This is a genomic window from Pedococcus sp., from assembly GCF_036554925.1.
In the GTDB taxonomy this organism is placed as follows: Bacteria; Actinomycetota; Actinomycetes; order Actinomycetales; family Dermatophilaceae; genus Pedococcus_A.
On the sequence record NZ_DATBMI010000048.1, the window covers coordinates 1 to 20821 of the forward strand.

General features: G+C 71.7%; 14 protein-coding genes. 10 read left to right on the forward strand and 4 right to left on the reverse strand.

The window, feature by feature from the left end; all coding sequences use genetic code 11:
* The first annotated feature begins 166 nt into the window (after positions 1-166).
* Positions 167-1807, forward strand: a complete 1641-nt coding sequence (locus VIB11_RS03780; protein ID WP_332028504.1) for an FG-GAP-like repeat-containing protein — start codon at positions 167-169, stop codon at positions 1805-1807.
* A gap of 87 nt (positions 1808-1894) precedes the next feature.
* Here the strand turns inward: VIB11_RS03780 and VIB11_RS03785 are convergent, their stop codons facing one another.
* Positions 1895-3799: a hypothetical protein gene (locus VIB11_RS03785; RefSeq protein WP_332028506.1), complete on the reverse strand. Its 1905-nt coding sequence runs from the start codon at positions 3797-3799 to the stop codon at positions 1895-1897.
* Positions 3800-4224: 425 nt separating this feature from the next.
* On the opposite strand from VIB11_RS03785, the gene VIB11_RS03790 reads away from it, so the two are divergent.
* The 6 genes from VIB11_RS03790 to VIB11_RS03815 all read left to right on the forward strand — a co-directional run bounded on the left by VIB11_RS03790 (position 4225) and on the right by VIB11_RS03815 (position 11395).
* A complete protein-coding gene (locus VIB11_RS03790) occupies positions 4225-5520 on the forward strand; it encodes a diacylglycerol/lipid kinase family protein (protein WP_332028507.1) in 1296 nt (431 codons plus the stop codon).
* Positions 5521-5527: 7 nt separating this feature from the next.
* Entirely contained in the window at positions 5528-6205 is a 678-nt protein-coding gene (locus tag VIB11_RS03795) for a phosphatase PAP2 family protein (RefSeq protein WP_332028509.1), read from the forward strand.
* 114 nt (positions 6206-6319) lie between these two features.
* A complete protein-coding gene (locus tag VIB11_RS03800; protein ID WP_332028511.1) occupies positions 6320-6673 on the forward strand; it encodes a carboxymuconolactone decarboxylase family protein in 354 nt (117 codons plus the stop codon).
* 84 nt (positions 6674-6757) lie between these two features.
* The gene (locus VIB11_RS03805) at positions 6758-8230 is read left to right on the forward strand and encodes a DUF2252 domain-containing protein (protein ID WP_332028513.1); all 1473 of its coding nucleotides are present in this window, start codon (positions 6758-6760) and stop codon (positions 8228-8230) included.
* 249 nt (positions 8231-8479) lie between these two features.
* Positions 8480-9568 (forward strand): AI-2E family transporter, encoded by a 1089-nt coding sequence (locus VIB11_RS03810; RefSeq protein WP_332028515.1) that lies wholly within the window; start codon positions 8480-8482, stop codon positions 9566-9568.
* Between the two features lie 96 nt (positions 9569-9664).
* Positions 9665-11395 carry an alpha/beta hydrolase gene (locus tag VIB11_RS03815; RefSeq protein ID WP_332028517.1) on the forward strand — a complete coding sequence of 577 codons (1731 nt, stop codon included), beginning with the start codon at positions 9665-9667 and terminating at the stop codon, positions 11393-11395.
* Positions 11396-11432: 37 nt separating this feature from the next.
* Here the strand turns inward: VIB11_RS03815 and VIB11_RS03820 are convergent, their stop codons facing one another.
* Entirely contained in the window at positions 11433-12173 is a 741-nt protein-coding gene (locus VIB11_RS03820) for a CPBP family intramembrane glutamic endopeptidase (RefSeq protein WP_332028519.1), read from the reverse strand.
* A 94-nt stretch (positions 12174-12267) separates the two neighbouring features.
* Here VIB11_RS03820 and VIB11_RS03825 point away from each other — a divergent pair, with 94 nt between their 5' ends.
* Complete coding sequence (locus VIB11_RS03825) at positions 12268-13092, forward strand: alpha/beta fold hydrolase (protein WP_332028521.1); 825 nt, start codon at positions 12268-12270, stop codon at positions 13090-13092.
* A gap of 197 nt (positions 13093-13289) precedes the next feature.
* A complete protein-coding gene (gene ppc, locus VIB11_RS03830) occupies positions 13290-15977 on the forward strand; it encodes a phosphoenolpyruvate carboxylase (RefSeq protein WP_332028523.1) in 2688 nt (895 codons plus the stop codon).
* Between the two features lie 59 nt (positions 15978-16036).
* Here the strand turns inward: ppc and VIB11_RS03835 are convergent, their stop codons facing one another.
* Positions 16037-17479 carry a galactose oxidase-like domain-containing protein gene (locus VIB11_RS03835; protein WP_332028525.1) on the reverse strand — a complete coding sequence of 481 codons (1443 nt, stop codon included), beginning with the start codon at positions 17477-17479 and terminating at the stop codon, positions 16037-16039.
* 344 nt (positions 17480-17823) lie between these two features.
* Here VIB11_RS03835 and VIB11_RS03840 point away from each other — a divergent pair, with 344 nt between their 5' ends.
* Positions 17824-18495, forward strand: coding sequence for a copper resistance CopC family protein (locus VIB11_RS03840; protein WP_332028527.1), 672 nt, complete (start codon positions 17824-17826; stop codon positions 18493-18495).
* A 121-nt stretch (positions 18496-18616) separates the two neighbouring features.
* On the opposite strand, the gene VIB11_RS03845 is transcribed toward VIB11_RS03840, so the two are convergent.
* The gene (locus tag VIB11_RS03845; RefSeq protein WP_332028529.1) at positions 18617-19915 is read right to left on the reverse strand and encodes an MFS transporter; all 1299 of its coding nucleotides are present in this window, start codon (positions 19913-19915) and stop codon (positions 18617-18619) included.
* Between the last annotated feature and the right edge of the window lie 906 nt (positions 19916-20821).

Sequence of the window (20821 nt, forward strand, 5' to 3'; positions counted from 1 at the left end):
GCCCAACGACCCGAAGGACGGTCGCGTCGACCGGACCGGCGGACCGTGGGCCCGGGGCCCTCGGCAACGCTTCACACGCACGCCTCGCTGCCGGGCGGACGCCCCGCGGGGCGAAGGGGCCGGAAGGCTCTGCCCTGGCCAGCACGGCCCGCCCGAGACTGGTCGCATGACCCCCCGGACCGCCCGGGCCCTCGCGAACCTGCCGCCCCACAACGCGCGAGCCGGCCGCACCCGCCGGTTCCCGGTCGCCCTGGCGGCGGTCCTGGTCGTCGTCCTCGGCCTGCTGCTCAACGCCGCTCCCGCGGCTCGGGCGGCGCCGCTGTACGGCCACGACATCTCCTGGCCGCAGTGCTCCGAGGCCGACGGCGGGTTCGGGCTTCCCCTGCCACCACCCACGACGCGGTTCGTCATCGTCGGCCTCACCCGGGGCCTGCCCTTCACCGAGAACCCGTGTGTCGCCGAGCAGGTGGCCTGGGTGCGGGACAACGGCAAACCCGCCCACGCGTACACCATGGCCGCCTTCCCCACCACTGCCCAGCTCAGCACCTACCGCGCCCGGGGGCCGTGGTCCCCGAGCAGCCGGGCGGGGCAGCTCTCCAATGCCGGGTACTCCGAAGCACGGTTCGCGGTGGAGACCCTCGCCCGGCTCGGGTTCGCACCACCGGTCGTGTGGATCGACGTCGAACCCCGGGCCGCACAGCCCTGGCCCACGGGCACGGCCAGCCAGCAGCGCGAGAACCGCTACGTCGTCGAGGGTCTGATGCGCGGGCTGCGCGACGCCGGGTTCGCCTACGGCCTGTACTCCTACCTCACGGGGTGGCAGACGATCACGGGCTCGTGGCGGCTGCCGGGCGTGCCGGTCTGGGCCACGGCAGGACGGCTGGACACGCCGACCGAGGCGCTCGACCGGTGCCACCAGGCCAGCTTCTCCGGGGGGCGGGTCCACCTCGCCCAGTGGTACGACGACCTGCGCGACTACGACCTCACCTGCGACCCCTACGCGTTCACTCCACTGCCGATGCCCGCATCAACGCTCTCGGGGTCGACGGCGGAGTTCAGCGGAGACTGGAACAACGACGTTCTGGCCCGGGTGTCGGCCACCGGAGACCTCCGGCTGTACGCCGGGACGGGGCGCGGAGCCATCACCGCGGGCGCACGCATCGGCGCGGGCTGGGCCGTCTTCAGCGCGCTGGAGACGCCCGGCGACGTCAACGGCGACGGACCCCAGGACGTGCTCGCGCGGGAGAGGACCGACGGCGACCTGTGGCTGTACCGCGGCAACGGCACCGGCGGCTGGCTGCCGCGGGTCCGGGTCGGCACCGGGTGGAACATCTTCAGCAGCCTCATCGGGCCGGGCGACTTCGACGGGGACCAGCGCGTCGACGTCCTCGCGCGGGAGAGAGCCACCGGGTACCTGTGGCTGTACCGCGGCAACGGCACCGGCGGCTGGCTGCCCCGGGTCCGCGTCGGCACCGGGTGGAACGTGTTCAACAGCCTCATCGGGCCCGGGGACCTCGACGGCGACGGGGCCGCTGACGTGCTGGCCCGAGAAGGGGCCACGGGCTACCTCTGGCTGTACCGCGGCAACGGCACCGGCGGCTGGCTGCCCCGGGTGCGCGTCGGCACCGGGTGGAACGTCATGACCGCACTGGTGGGGCCGGGCGACCTCAACGGCGACCGCACGGCCGACGTGCTGGCCCGGGACGCCGGTGGCACCTTGTGGCTCTACCCGCGCCGCAGCAGCGGCGGCTGGCTGCCCCGGGTGCGCGTCGGCGCCGGCTGGAACGCCCTCAACGCCGTGTTCTGACCTGCGGGCCTGTCGCGGGGCCGCGCGGGAGCGGACCGGGGCGGGTGGGAGCGGACTGACCGCGCGGGGCGCTCACCCCCGCCGGTCTCAGGGCATCATCCGCTTGTGGTGGGTCCACGCCGCGAGGTCGATGGCCGACGGCGGCATCTTGGAGGCCCGGACGCCGCGGTCACCCTCGGCCGGCGGGTCCAGGGTCCACGTGCTGGGCTGGCGGACCCTCACCTGCACGTCGGCGCGGTCCGCCCCGGCCACCACGTGGCGGTACGCCTCCTCGGCGTGCTGGAGCATCGCGGTGTAGTCGTGGCCGGCCACGGCATCCTGGGCCCTCCGGAGGGCGCGGTCGGCCGCAGCGAGGTCCTCCTCGGCACGGTCGGCGTGGCGCGAGTCGAGGATGTCCTCGGCCACCCGGTTCGCGAGCAGGGCATAGCCGCTGGCGTGGTGACGGGCCGAGTTGTCACGGTCGAACTGGCTGAAGTCCCAGTTGAGGTCGATGTAGCTCATCATCGAGTTCGACTCGTCGCCGAGCCAGGCGAAGAAGTAGTCGCCGGTGGGCTCGTAGTCGGTGCCCGAGGCTGGGTCGTACCCGTCGTGGGGGTGGCTCATCGACGAGTGGTGGCCGTACTCGTGGATCATCGTCGTCGTCAGCCCGTACCCGATGTCGACCGCCCGCGGGTAGACGAAGCTGAAGACCCCGCTCTGGGTCCCATCGAGCCAGTTGTCGTCGGCGAACCCCAGGAACCCCGGGTCCAGCGACGGGTCGCTGGTCGCGTAGTTGAGCATCGCCGCCTCGTGGTCGCGGTCGCCGTCGAGGAAGCGGTCCCGGTTGAGCGCGGCGCTGAGGAAGAGGTTGGCGAAGGCCGGGTAGCTGGAGTAACGCTGGTAGCACGGTACGTCGGTGACGAACAGCGCGTAGCAGCGCCGGAGCTCGCCCGCGAAGGGCAGGTCCTGGGAGTCCGACGTGAGCGTCACCCCGGTCGGGAGCTCGCGTTCCTCGCTGAGGAAGAGGTCGCGCTTGATGTAACGGCGTGAGGCGTCGACCCCCGGCCAACCCTCGACCGTGTTGACGTCGAGGTCGACGGTCCCCGGCTGCCGGTCGGCGGTGAGGTACGGCGGGTACAGCGGTGACGACGTGAACAGCAGGTTCAGCCCAACCCAGCGGACGACCTTCCCGAGGTCGTGAGGGAGCTCCGCCTTCGCCCGGTAGGAGCCGTACTCCCAGGAGACGGGGATCCGGTAGTCGGCCGCCCCGTCGCCGTCGAGGTCGGGGTTGGTGATGTCGAAGCTGCCGCCCCACGCCTCCGGTCCCGCCGACAGGTCGTAGAACCAGACCCGGTTGACCCCGCGTGCCCGGCCGAGCCCGGTCTCCTCGTCATCGGGGGTCGTGCCGCCCCAGGCCACGAGCTTGCGGCTGTCGTTGGTGCCGAAGTCGTGGCCGGTGTCGGGGTCCGGCTCCCCGGTCTTGGTGTAGACGTGGAACCTGAAGTCGCTGCGGCCATACCAGTTGATGAAGAAGACCGTGGGCTGCTGGGTGTCGACCTGTGGGGGTGCCGAGTCGATCAGTCGCTTCTCGACCGCGGTCGCGTCGATCCAGTGGTTCTCGGTCACGTCGAGCCGACCCGCCTGCTCGTTGTACGCCTGCTGGAGCTCGGTGAGCGGTTTCGCGACCGCGATGGAGGAGAGGTGGCGGAAGAACCCGTCCTCCCATGACTTGCTGGTGTAGTGCGGTCGGTAGTCGTAGGAGTAGCGCAGGCCGAGCGGCTCGCTGATCCCGTAGAAGGCACGCGAGCGCACGATGGGCTCGGCGGTCGCGGGCAGCTCGGACCGGACGGCACTCCACGCGGCGTCGCCCTCGTCGAAGCCGACGAAGACGACGTTCACCCTGACGCGCTCCGCGAACCGTGTCACCCCGCCCGGGTTCAGTCCGTCGTCGACGGGCTCCGCCGTGGCTGGCGAGCCGAGACCGGCGCAGCTGAGCGCGAGGACGGCCAGCACCGCCCCAGCCCTGGCACCTCGAGGCAGTCGGCGCCAGCCGGTCTCCCGGCCCGCCCCCGGCGGGGCGGGTACCCGACCCCCTGCGGTGCCTGGGTCGGTCGGCCTGCGGTGACGACGCGTGAGCTGGCGCATGGTCGGGCCCCACTTCCTGTGTGTGCCTGCGTTGGCCACCGTAGGCACGCCGCTGGTGGCGCCGACATCCGCAGTCGGCCTAGTCCGGGCCTATCGGACATGCGCAACATTGACGAGGTCCGCGCCGACCGACGCGTGGGATCGTCCGAACGCCTGGGGTCGTCCGGGCTCCTGCCGGCGAGCAGGCACGCCGCGGCCGGCGGTGCAGCCGGCAGGAATCATCCCTGCTGCGGGATGCCCGTCGCCCCGCTCGCCTCCTACGGTCCGAGGGTGACAGCCCGAGGCACAGTGCCATGACACGGCGATGGTGGGCGGCCCTGGCCCTGCTGGTGGGCGTGGCCACGTGCGTGCTTGCCCTGGTCGTCGCGGTGAGGCAGTTCCCGCGCGGGCTGTTCCTGAGCGCCCTCGTTCTCCTCGCCGGGGCCTGCGCCTGGTACGCGGTGGTCCGGCGGGGTGCCGCGAGGGTGGCGGGACTGGTCGCCGCCGGCCTTGCGCTCGGCGGTGCGCTGGTCCTGGTCCTGACCCGCGGGGCGCCCCTCGTCGACCTGTTGGTCGTGGCGGGGCTCCTGGGGACCCTCGCTGCCGCGCGTGCCGCCCTGCCGGTCCACGTCGACCTGCCGAGTGCGCCCGCTCCGAGTCATCCGGTGCTCTTCTTCAACCCGCGCTCCGGCGGCGGCAAGGCCGAGCGCTTCGCGCTCGCCAAGGAGGCGGCCCAGCGCGGCATCGAACCCATCGAGCTGAAGGCCGGCGACGACCTCGAGGCACTGGTCCGAAGTGCGGTCGAGCGCGGCGCGGACGGGCTCGCGATGGCCGGTGGGGACGGCTCGCAGGCGGTCGTGGCGGCCGTCGCCGCCGAGTGCGGGCTCCCGTACGCGTGCGTGCCTGCCGGCACCCGCAACCACTTCGCGCTCGACCTCGGCGTCGACCGCGACGACGTCGTGGGGGCGCTCGACGCGTTCGTCGACGGCGGTGAGCGGCGGGTCGACCTCGCCGAGGTCAACGGCCGGGTGTTCGTCAACAACGTCTCCCTCGGGCTCTACGCCGAAGCCGTCCAGCGCACCGGCTACCGCGACGCGAAGATCCGCACACTGCTCGACACGGTGCCGGACGTTCTCGGCCCGGGCGGCGGCGAGCCGGACATGCGGTGGCGTGGACCGGGCGGGCAGGAGCACCGTGGTGGCGCCGCGGTGCTGGTCTCGAACAACCGCTACCGGCTCGGCCGCGCTGTGGGATCTGGCACGCGCCCACGCATCGATGACGGCCTGCTCGGCATCACCGTGCTCGGCTCACCCACCGGTGGAGGAGAGGAAGGAGGCTCGTCGCAGCGCCCGTGGCGCGAGTGGTCCGCGCCGGCGTTCGAGATCGACGCGGAACAGCCCGTCCCGGCGGGCATCGACGGTGAGACGGTTGTCCTCCAGGCGCCGCTGCACTTCCGCATCCGACCCGGGGTCCTGCGCGTGCGCATCGCCCGCCAGCACCCCGGTGCCTCGCCCTCGGCGATGATCCCCGAGGGGATGGTGGCGGGCGTGGCCGAGCTGGCGCGGATCGCCCTCGGCCGAGACCAAAACCACCGAGACCAGAAGCCCTGAGAAGACGATGTCCGACCCACTCCCCCTGGAGCCACCCGACGCCCACCCCTTGGAGCCAGTGGAGGAACGGCTTGCGCGCCGGCTCGAGCGCGGTGAGGTCGGTGCCGGGGCCCGGTCCCGCCGGCGGGCCGCGTCGCTCCTGCACCGCTTGGCGCGCTACGACCGCGCCGTGTTCCGTTCCGTGGCGCAGATGCAGACCCCCTTGCTGGACGAGCCGCTGCGCAGGGCCTCGGTCTTCGCCAACTTCTCCAAGCCATGGTTCCTCGTGGCCGGAGTCGTCGCGCTGCTCGGCGGACCACTGGGCCGACGCGCCGCGGCCACCGGCCTCGCGGCCATCGGGACGGCTTCACTGGTGGTGAACCAGCCGATGAAGCGGGCCGGCGAGCGCCGCCGCCCGGACCGTGATGATCTCGGTGTACCGCACGAGCGAAGGGTGAGCATGCCCTCATCGACGTCCTTCCCCTCTGGTCACTCCGCGTCCGCCGCTGCCTTCGCCGTCGCCGTCGGGGACGTCCTGCCGGCGCTGCGGCTGCCGCTGCGGGTGGCAGCGTCCGTCGTGGGCTTCTCCCGTGTGTACACGGGCGTGCACTACCCGGCCGACGTCCTCGTCGGGGCGACCTCGGGCGCCGTGCTCGGGCGGTTGGTGTCGCGAGCGGCTCGCCGAACGGGGTTCCTCCCGGAGTGAAGGACACCCGGCCGTGCCGCATCATGCAGGCAGGACGATGTGCCGCCCTCGCTGTTGGGGTGTGGTGGGGCAGGGAGGCACCAGGCACCCCACCCTCGAGCGAAAGGCACCACCATGACTGCTCCCACGCCGGAGACCCCGGTCCTCGACCTCATCGCGCGCATGACCGCGGACTCCGCCGAGACCTCGAGCCTCGACGCCCAGACCCTCATGCTCGTCCGCATCGCGGCGCTCGTCGCGGTCGATGCCCCAACGGTCTCGTACCTGATGAACCTGGCCGTGGCGCGCGAGACCGGTGTCGACGCCGAACAGGTCCGGGGCGTCCTCGCCGCCGTCGCACCCATCGTGGGTACCACACGCGTCGCCGCAGCCACGGGCAGGATCGTGCAGGCGCTCGAGGTCGCGATCGAGGTCGCGGTGCTCGAGGCGGAGCTCGAGGAGGAGCTCGAGGAGGAGAGCGGGCCGTAGCCACGACAGCAGGCGCCACGTCGCCGGGCGGCATCACCCCGGCGGGGTGATGCGCCCGGTCCGACGAGGCGCTGACATGGTGTGATGACGCTGGACCGGGCGACGACGAGCTCCACGAACCCCCCGCACGCCTCGGCGGACGGCGTACCGGAACAGGACAGGCGCGGTGAGCCGCCCACCCAGGCGGAGCGGGCTGCCCGAGGCCGAGCGGCGCGAGCCGCGGTCCCTCGGGCCACCCACGGGGACTGGCTGCCGGCCTCGGACCGGCCCGACCCTGTCTCCCTCCTGGAGGAGCAGGCGGCCAGCCGGGTGCAGGAGCTGGTCCCCATCCGCTACGGCCGGATGCTGGCGTCGCCTTTCACCTTCTACCGCGGGGCCGCGTACCTGATGGCCGCCGACCTGGCAGCCACGCCGCGGACCTCCCTGTGGGTTCAGCTGTGCGGTGACGCGCACCTGTCGAACTTCGGCGTCTTCGCTGCCCCGGACCGACGGCTCGTGTTCAGCCTCAACGACTTCGACGAGACACTGCCGGGCCCGTTCGAGTGGGACGTGAAGCGGCTCGTGACCAGCTTCGCGGTGGCGGGTCGCGACCGGGGCTTCACCAGCACGGAACGAACGGCGGTGGAGCTGGCCGTGACTCGGGAGTACCGCCAGGCCATGCAGGAGCTGGCTCAGATGAAGAAGCTCGACACGTGGTACTCGCGCCTGGACGTCGACGCGATCAGGGGCCTGTTGGAGGGCGGCGTGAAGGCGCGAGATGTCAAGCGCTTCGAGAAGAACGTGGCCAAGGCCCAGGCCAGGGACAGCATGAAGGCCTTCGACAAGCTGGTGCGCGTCGACGATGGCGGTCGCCCCAGACTCGTCAGCGACCCGCCCCTGATCGTCCGCCTCGAGGAGCTGCTGCCCGAGCTCGAGCGCCACCAGGTGGAGGACACGCTGCGTGACGTGCTCCGCTCGTACCGCCGCAGCCTCCAGGGGGACCACCGGCACCTGCTCAAGGGATTCCACTACGCCGACGCGGCCCGCAAGGTCGTCGGGGTGGGCAGCGTGGGAACCCGAGCCTGGATCCTGTTGATGTTCGGCAACGGCGGTGACGACCCGTTGTTCCTCCAGGCCAAGGAGGCCCAGGCGTCGGTGCTGGAGGGGTTCCTGGGGAAGAGCAGGTACGCCAACCACGGTCAGCGGGTCGTCGAGGGCCAGCGGCTGATGCAGTCCGCGAGCGACATCCTCCTCGGCTGGATCCGGGTCAACGGGATGGACGGGGTGAGCAGGGACTTCTACGTCCGCCAGCTCTGGGACGGCAAGGGCTCCGCCGTCGTCGAGGCCATGGACCCCCCTGCCCTCACGGCGTACGGGAGGCTCTGCGGCTGGACCCTGGCGCGAGCTCATGCACGTTCCGGTGATGCGGCTGCGATCGCGAGCTACCTCGGCACCGGTGACCGCTTCGACCGCGCCATCGCGACGTTCGCCGAGCTCTATGCCGACCAGAACGAGCGAGACCATGCCGCGCTCCAGCACGCGGTCGACTCGGGGAGGCTCTCCGCCGAGGTCGCCTAGCCCCAGACCCGGCTGTCAGCGGGCGCGCCACCGCGTCCTGTGCGTCCCACCGTGCGCCGTCTCATTCAGGCAGGACGATGCCGCTGCACCGAGGTGGGGGTCTCATGGGGCTGGGAGGGGTCGTGTGGCCCCCTCCTCGACCGAAGCCGCGGGAGCGGGACAGGAGGTCGACTCGATTTGTCCGGAACGCCGAACGCGGATGCCTCCGACGGCCGAGCCGCCGCCGAGCGCCTGGCTGACGACACGGTGATGCCTGCTGCCAACCCCGCCCTGGTCCGGTGGGTCCCGAGGCTCGGGGTCTGGGCGTGGACCTTCGTCGGCTGCGTGCTGGTCACGGGCATCGTGGTCACGTCCCTGGCCGCCGTGAACGAGATCGTGCTGCCACTGACCTTCGCGGCTGTCCTGGCTGTCGTCTTCAAACCCCTGGCCGGGGTCCTCATCAGGCACCGGTTCACCCCTGGCCTCGCGGCGGGGGCGGTGGTGCTCGGGCTCTTGGCCCTGGTCACGGGCGTGGGGGTCGCGACGGTGCGCGGCGTCATCGACCAGGCGGACCAGATCGGTGCCTCGGTCGACGCGGCGCTGGCGAACGCGGCCGGCTCACTCGAGGTCGACCCCGCCGCCCTGGACGCCGCTCGTGATGCCGCCGCGACGGCAGCCCCGACGATCGGGGGCGGTCTGCTCACCGAGCTCGTGTCGGGAGTCGGCACGCTCGTGGGCCTGGCCAGCGGCCTCATCCTCGGCGCGCTCATCATGTACTACCTCGTCAAGGACGGCACCAGCCTGCGCCGCTCGCTGGTCAGCTGGATCGACCCTCCCCTGCGCGAGGACGTCGACGGCTTCATCGGCGACTCCTGCCAGATCCTGCGCGACTACGGCAGGGGCCGCACCGTCATGTCCGCGATCGTCTCGGTGGTGATCGGCGTCGCCAGCCTCCTGCTGGGCCTGCCTCTCATCTTCACCATCATGGTGGTGAACTTCATCGGCGGGTACATCCCCTACATCGGCGCCTTCCTCGGCGGAGGCCTTGCCGTGGTCGTCGCCCTCGGCAACGGAGGCCTTGGCGCCGCCGCGGTCATGCTCGTGGTCGTCCTCGCCGCGAACCTGTTGCTGGAGAACTTCGTCGAGCCGAAGGTCATGGGCCGGACCCTCAACATCCACCCACTGATCGTGCTGGTCGTCACCGCGCTGGGCGGGCTGGTCGGCGGCATCGTCGGGCTCATTCTGGCCGTTCCCGCGACCGTGATCGCCGCCGACGGTGTCGCCCGGCTGCGCGCCCGTGGAGTGATGGCCCACGTGGCGGACCGCGCCGAGCCGACCGTGCGACGCATCCTCGGCTGAGGGCAGGACCGCGGTGACAGCAACCAGCCCCAACTCCGACCCATCGCGGTGGGGGCGTTGCCCTCAGGCTCAGACAACCCTTGGAGCGAGGAAGCCATGACCAGTCAGGTGAGTGCCGAAGAACCACCCCCCGCTGTCGCCGACAGCTCGACTCCTGCTGCACCGAGCGGAGCTGCCACCACGCCGAGCGCCGGGAGGCTCCGCCGGCTGTTCCACTTCACTCTCCCGGGCTGCTGTGGTGCCGTCCTCTTCGCCGCCCTGTCGTTCACCCCGTCGCTCCTCCCGCGTGGCGGTCTCCTCCAAGGCATCGTGGCCGGCATCGACGCCGCCATCGGCTACGGGCTCGGGGTGCTCGCGGCGTGGGTCTGGCGTGCCTACGCCGACCGGGAGGCCCGCACACCACAGCGCTCGTCCTGGCGCATCTTCCTGATCGGAGCCGCGGTCCTGCTCGGCGTCGCCTTCGGCCTGGGGCAGTACTGGCAGCGGGAGATCCGCGCCCTGATGGGTGTCACCGAACACAACCTCGCGCTGGTCATCGCCTCGCCCTTCGTCGCGGCCCTCGTGTTCTTCCTCTTCCTCCTGCTCGGCCGCGGCATACGCCGCGTGTACCGCTGGGTGGCGGAGCTCCTCAGCCGCCGGTTCGGACGGCGCGCCGCGGCCGCAACCGGCTGGATCCTGGTGTCCACGACGGTCTACCTGATCGTCACCGGCATCCTGCTCGACGGCCTGGTGACTGCCATGGACGAGGCGTTCTCGGTGCGCGACACCGCGACGAAGGAGGGCACCACCCGCCCCACCAGCGCCCTGCGCTCGGGCGGACCGGGCTCCCTGGTGGAGTGGGACTCGCTCGGCCGTGAGGGACGCGCGTTCACCGGCCAGGGCCCCACTGGCGAGGACATCGAGGCCATCATCCCTCGTCCGGCCGAGGAGCCGGTGCGTGCCTACGCGGGTCTGGCCTCCGCCGATGACAGCGAGTCCCGGGCCGCCCTGGCGGTCGACGACCTCGAGCGGGCCGGTGGCTTCCAGCGGGCGAACCTGCTGGTCGTCACGACGACGGGAAGCGGCTGGGTCGACCCCGCGCTGGTGGACACCTTCGAGTACCTCAGCAGCGGCGACGCCGCCTCCGTGGCCATCCAGTACTCGTACCTTCCGTCGTGGCTCTCCTACCTCGTCGACCAGAAGAAGGCCCGCGAGGCGGGCCGAGCGCTCTACGACGCGGTGTATGACCGGTGGTCGAAGCTGCCCCAGGACCAGCGCCCGCAGCTCTTCGTCGCCGGTGAGAGCCTGGGGTCCTTCGGCGGCGAGACGGCCTTCAGCGGTGAGTACGACCTGCGCAACCGCACCGCTGGCACGGTCTTCGCCGGCCCGCCCAACTTCAACACGCTGTTTCGCGAGTTCAGCGACAACCGTGACCCCGGCAGCCCCGAGGCCCAGCCGGTCTACAAGAACGGCCGGACGGTGCGCTTCACCAGCGACGCGAGCACCTCCATGCCGCCAGAGAACCAGGCGTGGGACGGCACCCGGGTCCTGTACCTCATGCACCCGTCCGACCCGATCGTCTGGTGGAGCCCGCGACTCATCGCCAGCGAGCCCGACTGGATCGCCGAGGCCCCCGGCAAGGACGTGCTGGAGGGGATGGTGTGGATCCCGTTCGTGACCTTCTGGCAGGTCACCGCCGATCTCCCCTTCGCCACGGGCGTCCCGGCGGGACACGGCCACAAGTACACGACCGAGTACGTCGACGGGTGGTATGCCGCGATGCGGCCCGCCGGCCTGACCGCCGACAACCTGACTGCCCTCAAGGAGACCATCGCTGCGGTGGAGTGAGCCGCGAGCCCTCCCTGGGCCTGCCGTCGAGGGCCGCTCACCCGCCGAGCGGTGCGGCGTGGAGGGTGAACCACGCGACGGCCAGGCCGAGGCCGTTGGTCGCCACGTGCGCGAGGAGGGGTGCCACGAGGCTGCGCGACCGCAGCCTGAGCCAGCAGAAGACCAGGCCGGCGGCGAACGTCACGGCGATCGCGCCGAGGACCAACAGCGCCTGCCCGCCGAGGCTGGCGGAGGCACCACCGACCGCGCTGTTGCCCGACATCGTCTCCAGGGTGGGCTCGATGTGCCAGACGCCGAACAGCGCGGAGCTGACCAGGGCCGCACGCCGCGCGTCCCACAGCTTGCGCCCCGCCCCCAGGAGGACACCCCGAAAGGCGAGCTCCTCGGGGACCGCCGTCAGCAGCACGATCGTCACACCCAGCTCGTAGGCCAGCCGTCCACCATCGATCTCCGCTCGCGTGTCCTGGAGCAAGGGGCGCGTTCCGGGAATCACCGCGGCCACGAGCAGGACGACCAGGACAGCCACGAAGGCGCCGCCGCCGTACCGCAGGCCTGCGCGCACGCGGGCACGCTCCAGCCCGAGGTCCTCCAGCGATGCGCCGGCGCGCCACGCGACGACGACCATCGCCAGCGTGAGGATGCCGGCTGACACCACCGGCGGCCCCAGCAGCCCCAGCGCCCGCGCGAGGCTGAAGAGCACCAGGACGCACACGGCCTGCACCATGCAGCGTCCGGCGTTCAGGTTCGACCATCGGGGGCCGGCCACGGCACGGGCCATGTCGCGAAAGCCTACCGTCGCAGGGCTGCTGAGGGACCGGCCTCAGCCCGCTGACGGATGGCGGCAGCGGCCGTTCACTGCCACGATCGTCGGCGTGCGGAGTGACGGTCAGGGATGGACGCAGGAGACGCTGACCGTGGCGGGGAGGCGCCTGTTCTACCGTCGCAGCCTCGGCGTCGACGGCGGCGTGCCCATCGTCCACGTGCACGGCTTCGGGATCTCGGGCTCCTACCTCATGCCGACGGCGCGACGGATGGCCGCCCACAGCCTCAACGTGGTCCCGGACCTGCCCGGGTACGGGCGGAGCGAGCGCCGGGACCGGACGCTCGGGATCCCCGCCCTGTCCGACGCGCTGCTCGCGACGATCGACGCCCTGGGGTTCGACAAGGTCGTCCTCGTGGGCAACTCGATGGGCTGCCCGATCGGCCTCGAGGTCGCACACCTGGCCCCCGAGCGGGTGCACCGCCTGGTCCTGGTCTCCCCGGCGGGCGGGCTGCACAACCAGCCGCTGGCACGAGCGCTGGGCCAGCTCGCCGTCGATGCCGCCCGTGAGAGCCCCCGGATGGTCCCCGTGGCCGTTCCGGACTACGTGCGCTTCGGGCCGCTCAACGCGCTGCGGCTCTTTCGACAGCTGACCGAGTTCCCTTCCCTCGAGCGGCTCCTGCACACGCCGGTGCCTGCCCTCGCCGTGGTCGGGAGCCGGGACCCCCTCATGCCCTCGCCGCGCCGCGTCAGGGAGGTCGGGCGGATGGCACCGGAGCACGTCACCGTCGTTCTCATCAGGGGTGCGGCGCACGCCGTCAACTTCAGCCATCCCGGGGAGCTGGCGCACGTGATCTCGTCGTGGCTCGACGGCCGCGAGATCGTGGACGACCCGGATCAGCCCGGCCAGGCCAGCGTTCTGCAGATCCGCAACTGACGCCCGCGGTTCCGGCCTGGCCGCCGGCGCCGCGGCGCCCACGCCCGACGATTCAGGCGACCTGGTCGTTGCAGCGTCCGCCCCGCCGCAGCCGGATGCCGTCGCCGCCGGTGTTCACGATGCGACCCCCTCCCTTCCGAGGGCGCTGCTTCCACGAAGATCGGACTGGACGCAACATCGACGCGCATGGAGGGTCAGTGGATCGCGAGGAGAGGCACCACAGCGACGCGCTGCGGAAGGACGTCCGGCTGGTCACGTCGCTCCTGGGCCAGGCCCTGGTGAAGACCGAGGGCGAGGCCCTGCTCGAGCTCGTCGAGCAGGTGCGCCAGGCCGCCAAGGACGAGTCGCTCGACCAGCTTCCCCGCCTGGATCCCGCATCCGCCACGACCCTGGCCCGGGCCTTCGCGAGCTACTTCCACCTCGCCAACATCACCGAGCAGCACCACCGCGGCCGGACCCTGGAGCGGGCGCGCACGGAGCACGGTGGGCCGCTCGACCACACGTTCGCGGCACTCGTCGACGCCGCCATCCCGGACGAGGACGTCGCCGAGCTCGTTCAGCGGCTCGAGGTGCGGCCGGTCTTCACGGCGCATCCCACGGAGGTCGCGCGGCGCACCAACCTCGACAAGCTGCGCCGCGTGTCGGCACTGCTCGCAGAGCCGGAGAGCCGGCGACGCGCCCGCGAGCTCGAGGCGGTCGTCGACCTCTTCTGGCAGACCGACCAGATCCGCGCAGGGCGGCCCGAGCCCTTGGACGAGGCCCGCAACGGCGTGTACTACCTCGAGGGCCTGGCACGCGCAGCCGTCCCCGACGTGGTCGACCGGCTGAGGGAGCACCTCCACGACCGCGACCTCGACCTGCCGCTGACCCACAGCCCGCTGCGGTTCGGCAGCTGGATCGGCGGCGACCGGGACGGCAACCCCACCGTGACCCCGCAGGTGACCCGCGACGTGCTGGCCCTGCAGGCGGGCCACGGCATCGCCGCGATCCGCAGCAAGATCGACGACCTGCGGCGTGAGCTGTCCGTGAGTGAGCGGCTCACCACCGTCGACCAGGCCGTCCGCGACCGCACCCACTCCATGCTCGAGGCCCTTCCCGAGGTCGAGCCCCGGTACCGCCGGCTCAACGCCGAGGAGCCCTACCGCCTCTTCCTGACCTGTGTGGACGTGCGGCTGCGGCTCACCGAGGGGCGAGTTCTGGCCGGGCAACCCCACGAGGACGGCCGGGACTACCGCAACGACCGCGAGCTGCTGCAGGACCTGGCCCTGCTGCACGCCTCGGTCGAGCGCCACCAGGGTCCCGTCGTCGCCAACGGTGACCTCCAGCGACTCCTTCGCACCGTGGCCACCTTCGGCTTCACCCTGGCGACCCTGGACATCCGCGAGCACTCCGAGAAGCACCACGCCGTGCTGGGCCAGCTCTTCGACCACCTCGGAACGCTCGACGCGCCGTACGCCGACCTGGACTCGACGTCTCGGTTGAAGCTGCTCAGCGACGAGCTCACGCTGCGCCGACCGCTGTCACACCAGCCCGCGCCGGTGGACGAGGACGGCCACCGGACCATCGGGACCTTCGCCGTGGTTCGTGAGGCGCTGGACGTCCTCGGCGCGGGGGCAGTCGAGAGCTACATCATCTCGATGACGCACGACGCCGACGACGTGCTCGCCGCCGTGCTGCTCGCCCGCGAGGCGGGGCTCGTGGACCTGGCAGCCGGACGCGCCGACATCGGCTTCGTCCCCCTCCTCGAGACGGTGGAGGAGCTCAGCCGGGTCGAAGCGATCCTCGACGCCCTCCTCGGCGACCCCTCCTACCGACGGCTCGTCGAGGTGCGCGGGAACTTCCAGGAGGTGATGCTCGGCTACTCCGACTCGAACAAGGCGGGGGGAATCACCTCGTCCCAGTGGCAGATCCAACGCGCCCAGCGCATCGCCCACGACGTGGCCCGCCGTCATGGTGTCCGCATCCGCTTCTTCCACGGCCGCGGCGGCTCGGTGGGGCGTGGCGGCGGACCAACGTACGAGGCGCTGCTGGCGCTCCCGTTCGGCACCGTGGACGGCGACGTCAAGCTCACCGAGCAGGGCGAGGTCATCAGCGACAAGTACAACCTGCCCGTCCTGGCCCGCGAGAACCTCGAGCTGCTCCTCGCCGGCACCCTCGAGGCGAGTCTCCTGCATCGCACGGACCGGCGGACGCGGCAGCAGCGCGAGCAGTGGGACGCGCTCATGGACCGGGTCTCCGCAGCGGCCCACGACCGCTACCAGACCCTCGTGACCCAGCCGGACCTGCCGGCATACTTCACCGCCTCCACCCCCGCGGACCTGCTCGGCGCCCTCCACATCGGCTCGCGGCCCTCGAAGCGGCCCCAGCAGGACGCCGGTCTCGACGGTCTGAGGGCGATCCCGTGGGTGTTCGGCTGGACCCAGTCGCGCCAGATCATCCCCGGCTGGTTCGGCGTGGGCTCGGGGCTCTCGGCTGCCCTGGACTGGGGGGACGACCTGCGCGAGATGTACCAGTCCTGGCCGTTCTTCCGGTCGTTCCTCGACAACGTCGCGATGACCCTGGCCAAGACCGACCTGGACATCGCGGCACGCTACGTCGCCGCCCTCGCGCCCCCCGAGACACACCACCTCCTCGACGACATCCGCGCGGAGCACGCACTCAGCGTCGAGCGGCTGCTGCAGGTGACCGGGGACCGCGAGCTCCTCGAACGCGAGCCCATCCTCAGGACGACCCTGGAGATCCGCGACAACTACCTGGCGCCCCTGCACCACCTGCAGGTCCAGCTCCTGCAGCGCCGCCGCGACGGCGAGGAGGACCCCGAGCTGGAGCGAGCGCTCCTGCTCACCGTCAACGGCATCGCGGCCGGAATGCGCAACACCGGCTAGGTGGCCCACCGGCGACGACTTCTCGCGACGGCAGGTCCGCAGGACAAGTGGAGCGGACGTCAGGTGCCGAGCCGGATCCAGTGGGCCACTGAGGGAACACCGGCGTCGTCGAGCAGGAAGAGCATGTACCACCCCGGGGGCGCCACGTTCGGGGACGGTGGTGCAGTGGCGACGATGCCGCCGCCACCGGCGGTGAAAGCGAGCTCGACGTGACGCTGGTTCATGTCGTTCGTGTGGGTCACCGAGGCGGGGCGCATGAGCACCGCGCGGCGCACGGCCGACGGTGTCGTGATGTCCAGGCGGCCCCCCCAGGTGGCGGTGGACGGGGCTGCGGTGATCACCGGCCGCGCCCCGCGGAAGAGGTAGGGAGGCGAGTAGATCTCGAGCTTGCTGCCGCCGCCCGGGGCGAAGTTGTCGCCGGCCGAGAGGACCCTGCCGTCGGGGAGCAGCACGGCCGTCGAGTGGTAGCCGCGCTCCTCCGTCTGGGACGCCATGCCGGTCCACGTGTTGGCGGCCGGGTCGTAGAGCAGGCTCTGCCGGTGCGCGGTCTCGATGTGGGTCCCGCCGACACCCAGCATCGTGCCGTCGGGCAGCAGGACGAGGTTCATGTGCGAGCGCCCCTGCGGCAGGGACGCCCGGGCCTGCCACTTGACGGTGGGGGTGGCCACGTCGTAGGTCTCGGTCGATGCCGCGGGAGGGGCGGTGCCGGTCTTGTGGCCGCCGGTGACGAGCACGCGGGTGGAGCCCGAGGGCCCGCCGGGCAGCAGCACGCCCGCCCCCGCCGTCCGCTTGGCGATCATCGTGGGGGCGGTCGTCCACGACCAGTTCGACGGGTCGAGGATGGACGTCTTGTTCGAGACGTCACTGACCAGGACGCGGCCGTTCGGCATGAGCCACATGTGGGGGTACATCCGCAGCGCGCGGGCACCGACCAGGCGGAGGGTCCTGTTGGAGTAGACCTCGACGTCGTCGTTGAGGGTCTTTCCGTCCTCGAGCTTGCCGCTGGTGATGACGGCGCTCCCGTCGGCCAGGAGGCAGACCGTGGGGTAGTAGCGGCCGCGCCGGGAGTCCGGGCCGCGGACCCAGCTGCTCGAAGCGACGTCGAACTCGTAGTTCCAGCGCGGGCCCCGGGCCCCGCGCTGGTTGACCCCGCCGACGAACAGGACGTTGCCGTTGCCCAGCACGGTGTGGCCGCTGCAGTAGAGGATGTTCGGCGGGTCGATGCGCACGTGGCCGGAGCCGCTCGGGTCCCAGAGGTAGGCGCCCACCTTGTCGACCAGGAGCACCTTGCCGGTGTGCAGCAGGGTGGCATGGATCGCCACGAGGGGGAACGGCCCCGGCATCGGGGAACCCCACTGCCCCAGAGTCGCCTCCGGCCCGGCTGCCGCGACCAGCTGGGCCTCGCTGCGGCGGGCTCCCCACAAGGGCGGAACCATGAGCGCGGCCCCTGTGGCCGCAAGCAGCTGGACGGCGGTCCTTCGCGTCACGCGTCGACTGGTCATCTCGGGTTCCCTTCATGAAGCCAATTCCGTGCGGTGGCAGCGCCCCCGGTGACGCAGCCCGTCCCACCTCTCAGCAGCGTGGCATCGGCGCGGCGCCGCTCGTTCCTACCCGGGTACTGCCGCGCCTTCCTTCCCATGTACTACGTCGGACCGGTGCCGTTGCTTGGGCGACCAGAACCGTTGCGCGGTCTGTCAACCCCCGTTGGTGCCATGACGAGATCCCGCATGCACCAGACGCCCTCGCCGCAGCCGCTGCCTAGGTTGGATGGGCGAAGGATGTCCGCCGCCGCAGCCGCCCAGCGCGTGCGGCGCTGAGTGACGCGGCGAGGCGACGGGAGGAGCACGTGAGAGCGGTCCAGTGGGCTCCGGGTCGGACGGGTGGCGGTCGCCGTCGGACGCGAGCCCTCGTCAGGCTGGTCGTCGTGGTGGTGTTGGCGGCGGGTGCGTTGGGCATCGGGGCTTCCGTGGCGCAGGCCCATGCCGAGCTGACGCAGACGAGTCCGGCTGAGAACGCCGTGCTGTCGGCTCCCCCCACGAGCCTTCGCCTGACCTTCAACGAGGACCTGCTCTCGAACTTCGCCATGCTCACGGTGGCGGTGGGCAAGAGCGCCCCCCGGGCGGTGCGCGCCGCGGTCGACGGGCGCACGATGACCGCCGCGGTCCCCGCCGGCAGACCCGGCGCGGGCCGGTGGACGGTCACCTACCGCATCGTGTCGGTGGACGGCCACGTGATGTCCGGGACCCTCCGCTTCACGGTCAGCGGCACGTCGGCGGCGGCCGCCACAGCCGGCTCGACGTCGGCGCCGGCCCCGGACCCCCCGGCGACGGAGACTGCCCAGCCGACCCCCTCGTCGTGGTCGGGCGTCGGTCACCCCGGCGCCCCGGCCGCCGCCCCGACCGCCTCCTCCCCCGCACCTTCGGGCTCGTCGGGCCTGGGTTGGTGGGCGGCCAGCGCCGGGTGCCTGCTGTCCGCGGTCGTTCTGTCGCTGCGAGGTCGCCGCCGAACCAGCGGGTAATGGCCTCGCGGTACCCGCGCCTCTGGCGGTGGTGTCGACCGCGACCTCGACCGTCACCAACCGACAGGTGGGCCTTGGACGTCTGTGGCCTGGGCCCGGGGATCCACGGCGCGGCTTCTGGTCACCGTTCGACAGACGCCTCACGAGGATTGGCCTGTCCGGGGACGTCGCCTCGGTCATCGGGGTCCCGTCGGCCGCGTCCTCGTCGGCGCGGCGGCAGACCGAGCTGGGCGGACAGGACGCCCGCGGCACCGACCAGGGTCCACAGCGCCCACGGGCCGATCGCGTACAAGGCCCCGCCGATGAGCGATCCGGCGCCCGTACCGATCGTGGCCGCCACGCCGTGCAACCCCTGGTAGCGCCCGACCATCCGCGGCGGAGCGAGACTTCCCACATAGGCCTGCGAGATTGAGCTGTTGATCATCTCGCCGAGGGACCACACGAGCACCGTCGCCGACAGCAGGACCATGTCGGTCGTGAACCCGGTCAGCGCGAGGCCTACACCGGTGACCAGGTTGCCGACGGCAAGGACGTGCCCCGGGCGGTACCGGGAGACCGCGCCGGTGATGGGCAGCTCGAGGACCAGCACCAGCAAGCCGTTGAGCCCGATGAGCAGGCCGTAGTGACGCTCGCCCAGACCCACGTCGCTGACGTGCAGGGGCAGGCCGACAGAGGACTGGATGTAGACGAACTCGGCGACCACGGTCATCAGCAGGAACCGCACCAGCACACGGTCGGCGAGCAGCTGGGGGTACCCCACCACCCGGTCCGCGCACCCGTCCGCGGCATCCCGGTCGGACCGCGCCAGGGGCGCATCCCTCAGCAGCACGGCCATGACCACGCCGAAGAGCAGGCAAGCGGCGGCATTGGCGAGGAAGAGCCCCACATATGAGGTGCTGGCCAGCACCCCACCGACGACCCCGCCCAGGGCCGCGCCGACGTTCATCGCGAACCGGAACACGCCGAAGGCAGCGAGCCGATGCTGGTTGGTCGCCGCCACGGAGTCGACCAGCACGGCCGCCGCGGCCGGACGGTACACCTGCGACGTCACGCCGATGAGCCCGACCACCGCGACGATGGCCGGGAGCGGTCCGAGGAACGGCGCGACCGCGGTCAGCCCGGCGGTGGTCAGGGCCGACAGCACGATGGTCCATCGCCGGCCGATCCTGTCGGCGAGTTGGCCACCGACGGCGTTGCCGAGCACCTTGCCCAGACCGGAGACACCCAGCACGAGTCCCGCGGCACTGGCGGAGTGGCCGCCTCCGACCAGGTAGAGCACGATGAACACCGGCAGGAAGTTGCCCACCTGGTTGATCAGGATGCCGAGGCTCACGATCCACACGCGGCTTGGCAGCCCGCGAAGCGCGTCGCGGAACCGCGGCTCGTCGACGCCCGACCGGTCCCGCTGCGCGGGGCTCACGGGACGCGCTCCACACCCACGCATGCCGCGACGCCGATGACTGGCTCACGGGTCCTGACGCGCGCGACCCCGGGAGGTTGGTGCCCTCTGGGCTCGAACTCCTCGGACAACGTGGCTGCCCCTCTCACTCTGCTACCGGGCGGCTGGACCGGGGTCGGGACTGGCGTCCCGCCCGGCCGTACGGCACCTCCGCACCGAGGTCCGCCACCCACCCGCCCGTCCACAGGGGTGGATGGGGTCGAGGCCGTCCCACGGCTACCCACCGGCGAGCCGAAAACTCGTCGACTGAGGTAGGGCTGCGCATGGGGCAAATGCCCTATTTCTCGCAATGTCCCCGCCACCGAACCTGGCCACCGCGCTGCCGACCGAGCGGCGCTGTGTGACCCGGTGGGTGCATGAGTCCGCCGATACGCGGGAACGGCCAGGGCACCGCGACTGATGAGCGTGCTCTGGTTGGCAAGGAAGTGGCGTGCAGTAGGCCACGTTGGTGCTGTTGGTCGGGATCGGACCAGACGCCTGAACTGGGCGGTGCTGCGACCTATCTGCGGACCGAGGACGGAAGGTGCAGAGGGAGTTCCTCGCTCACCCTTCTTGGGGCTTGCCACCGGCGGCGCGCCTTGACCTGGCTCCGGCCAGGGTCAGTGACAACTTCCGCGTCATCACAGCAACACAGTTCGTATGTCCGCCTAGCGACCACTTCCCCGACGTCCCCCCGTGCGAACGCATCCACCCCCGGTTGTCACTCACGTGGTCTCAAAGCCCTGCCGGCGATGCCGCCAGAACCTGGCGCGAGATGCGACGCGGGGCGGCCGATGCACAACGCTCTACCCGCCCGCCTGCGTGACATCCAGGCCGGTCATATGACCCGCCCGGCGTCGAGCATGGCTGTTGATTTGCGGACGGTCT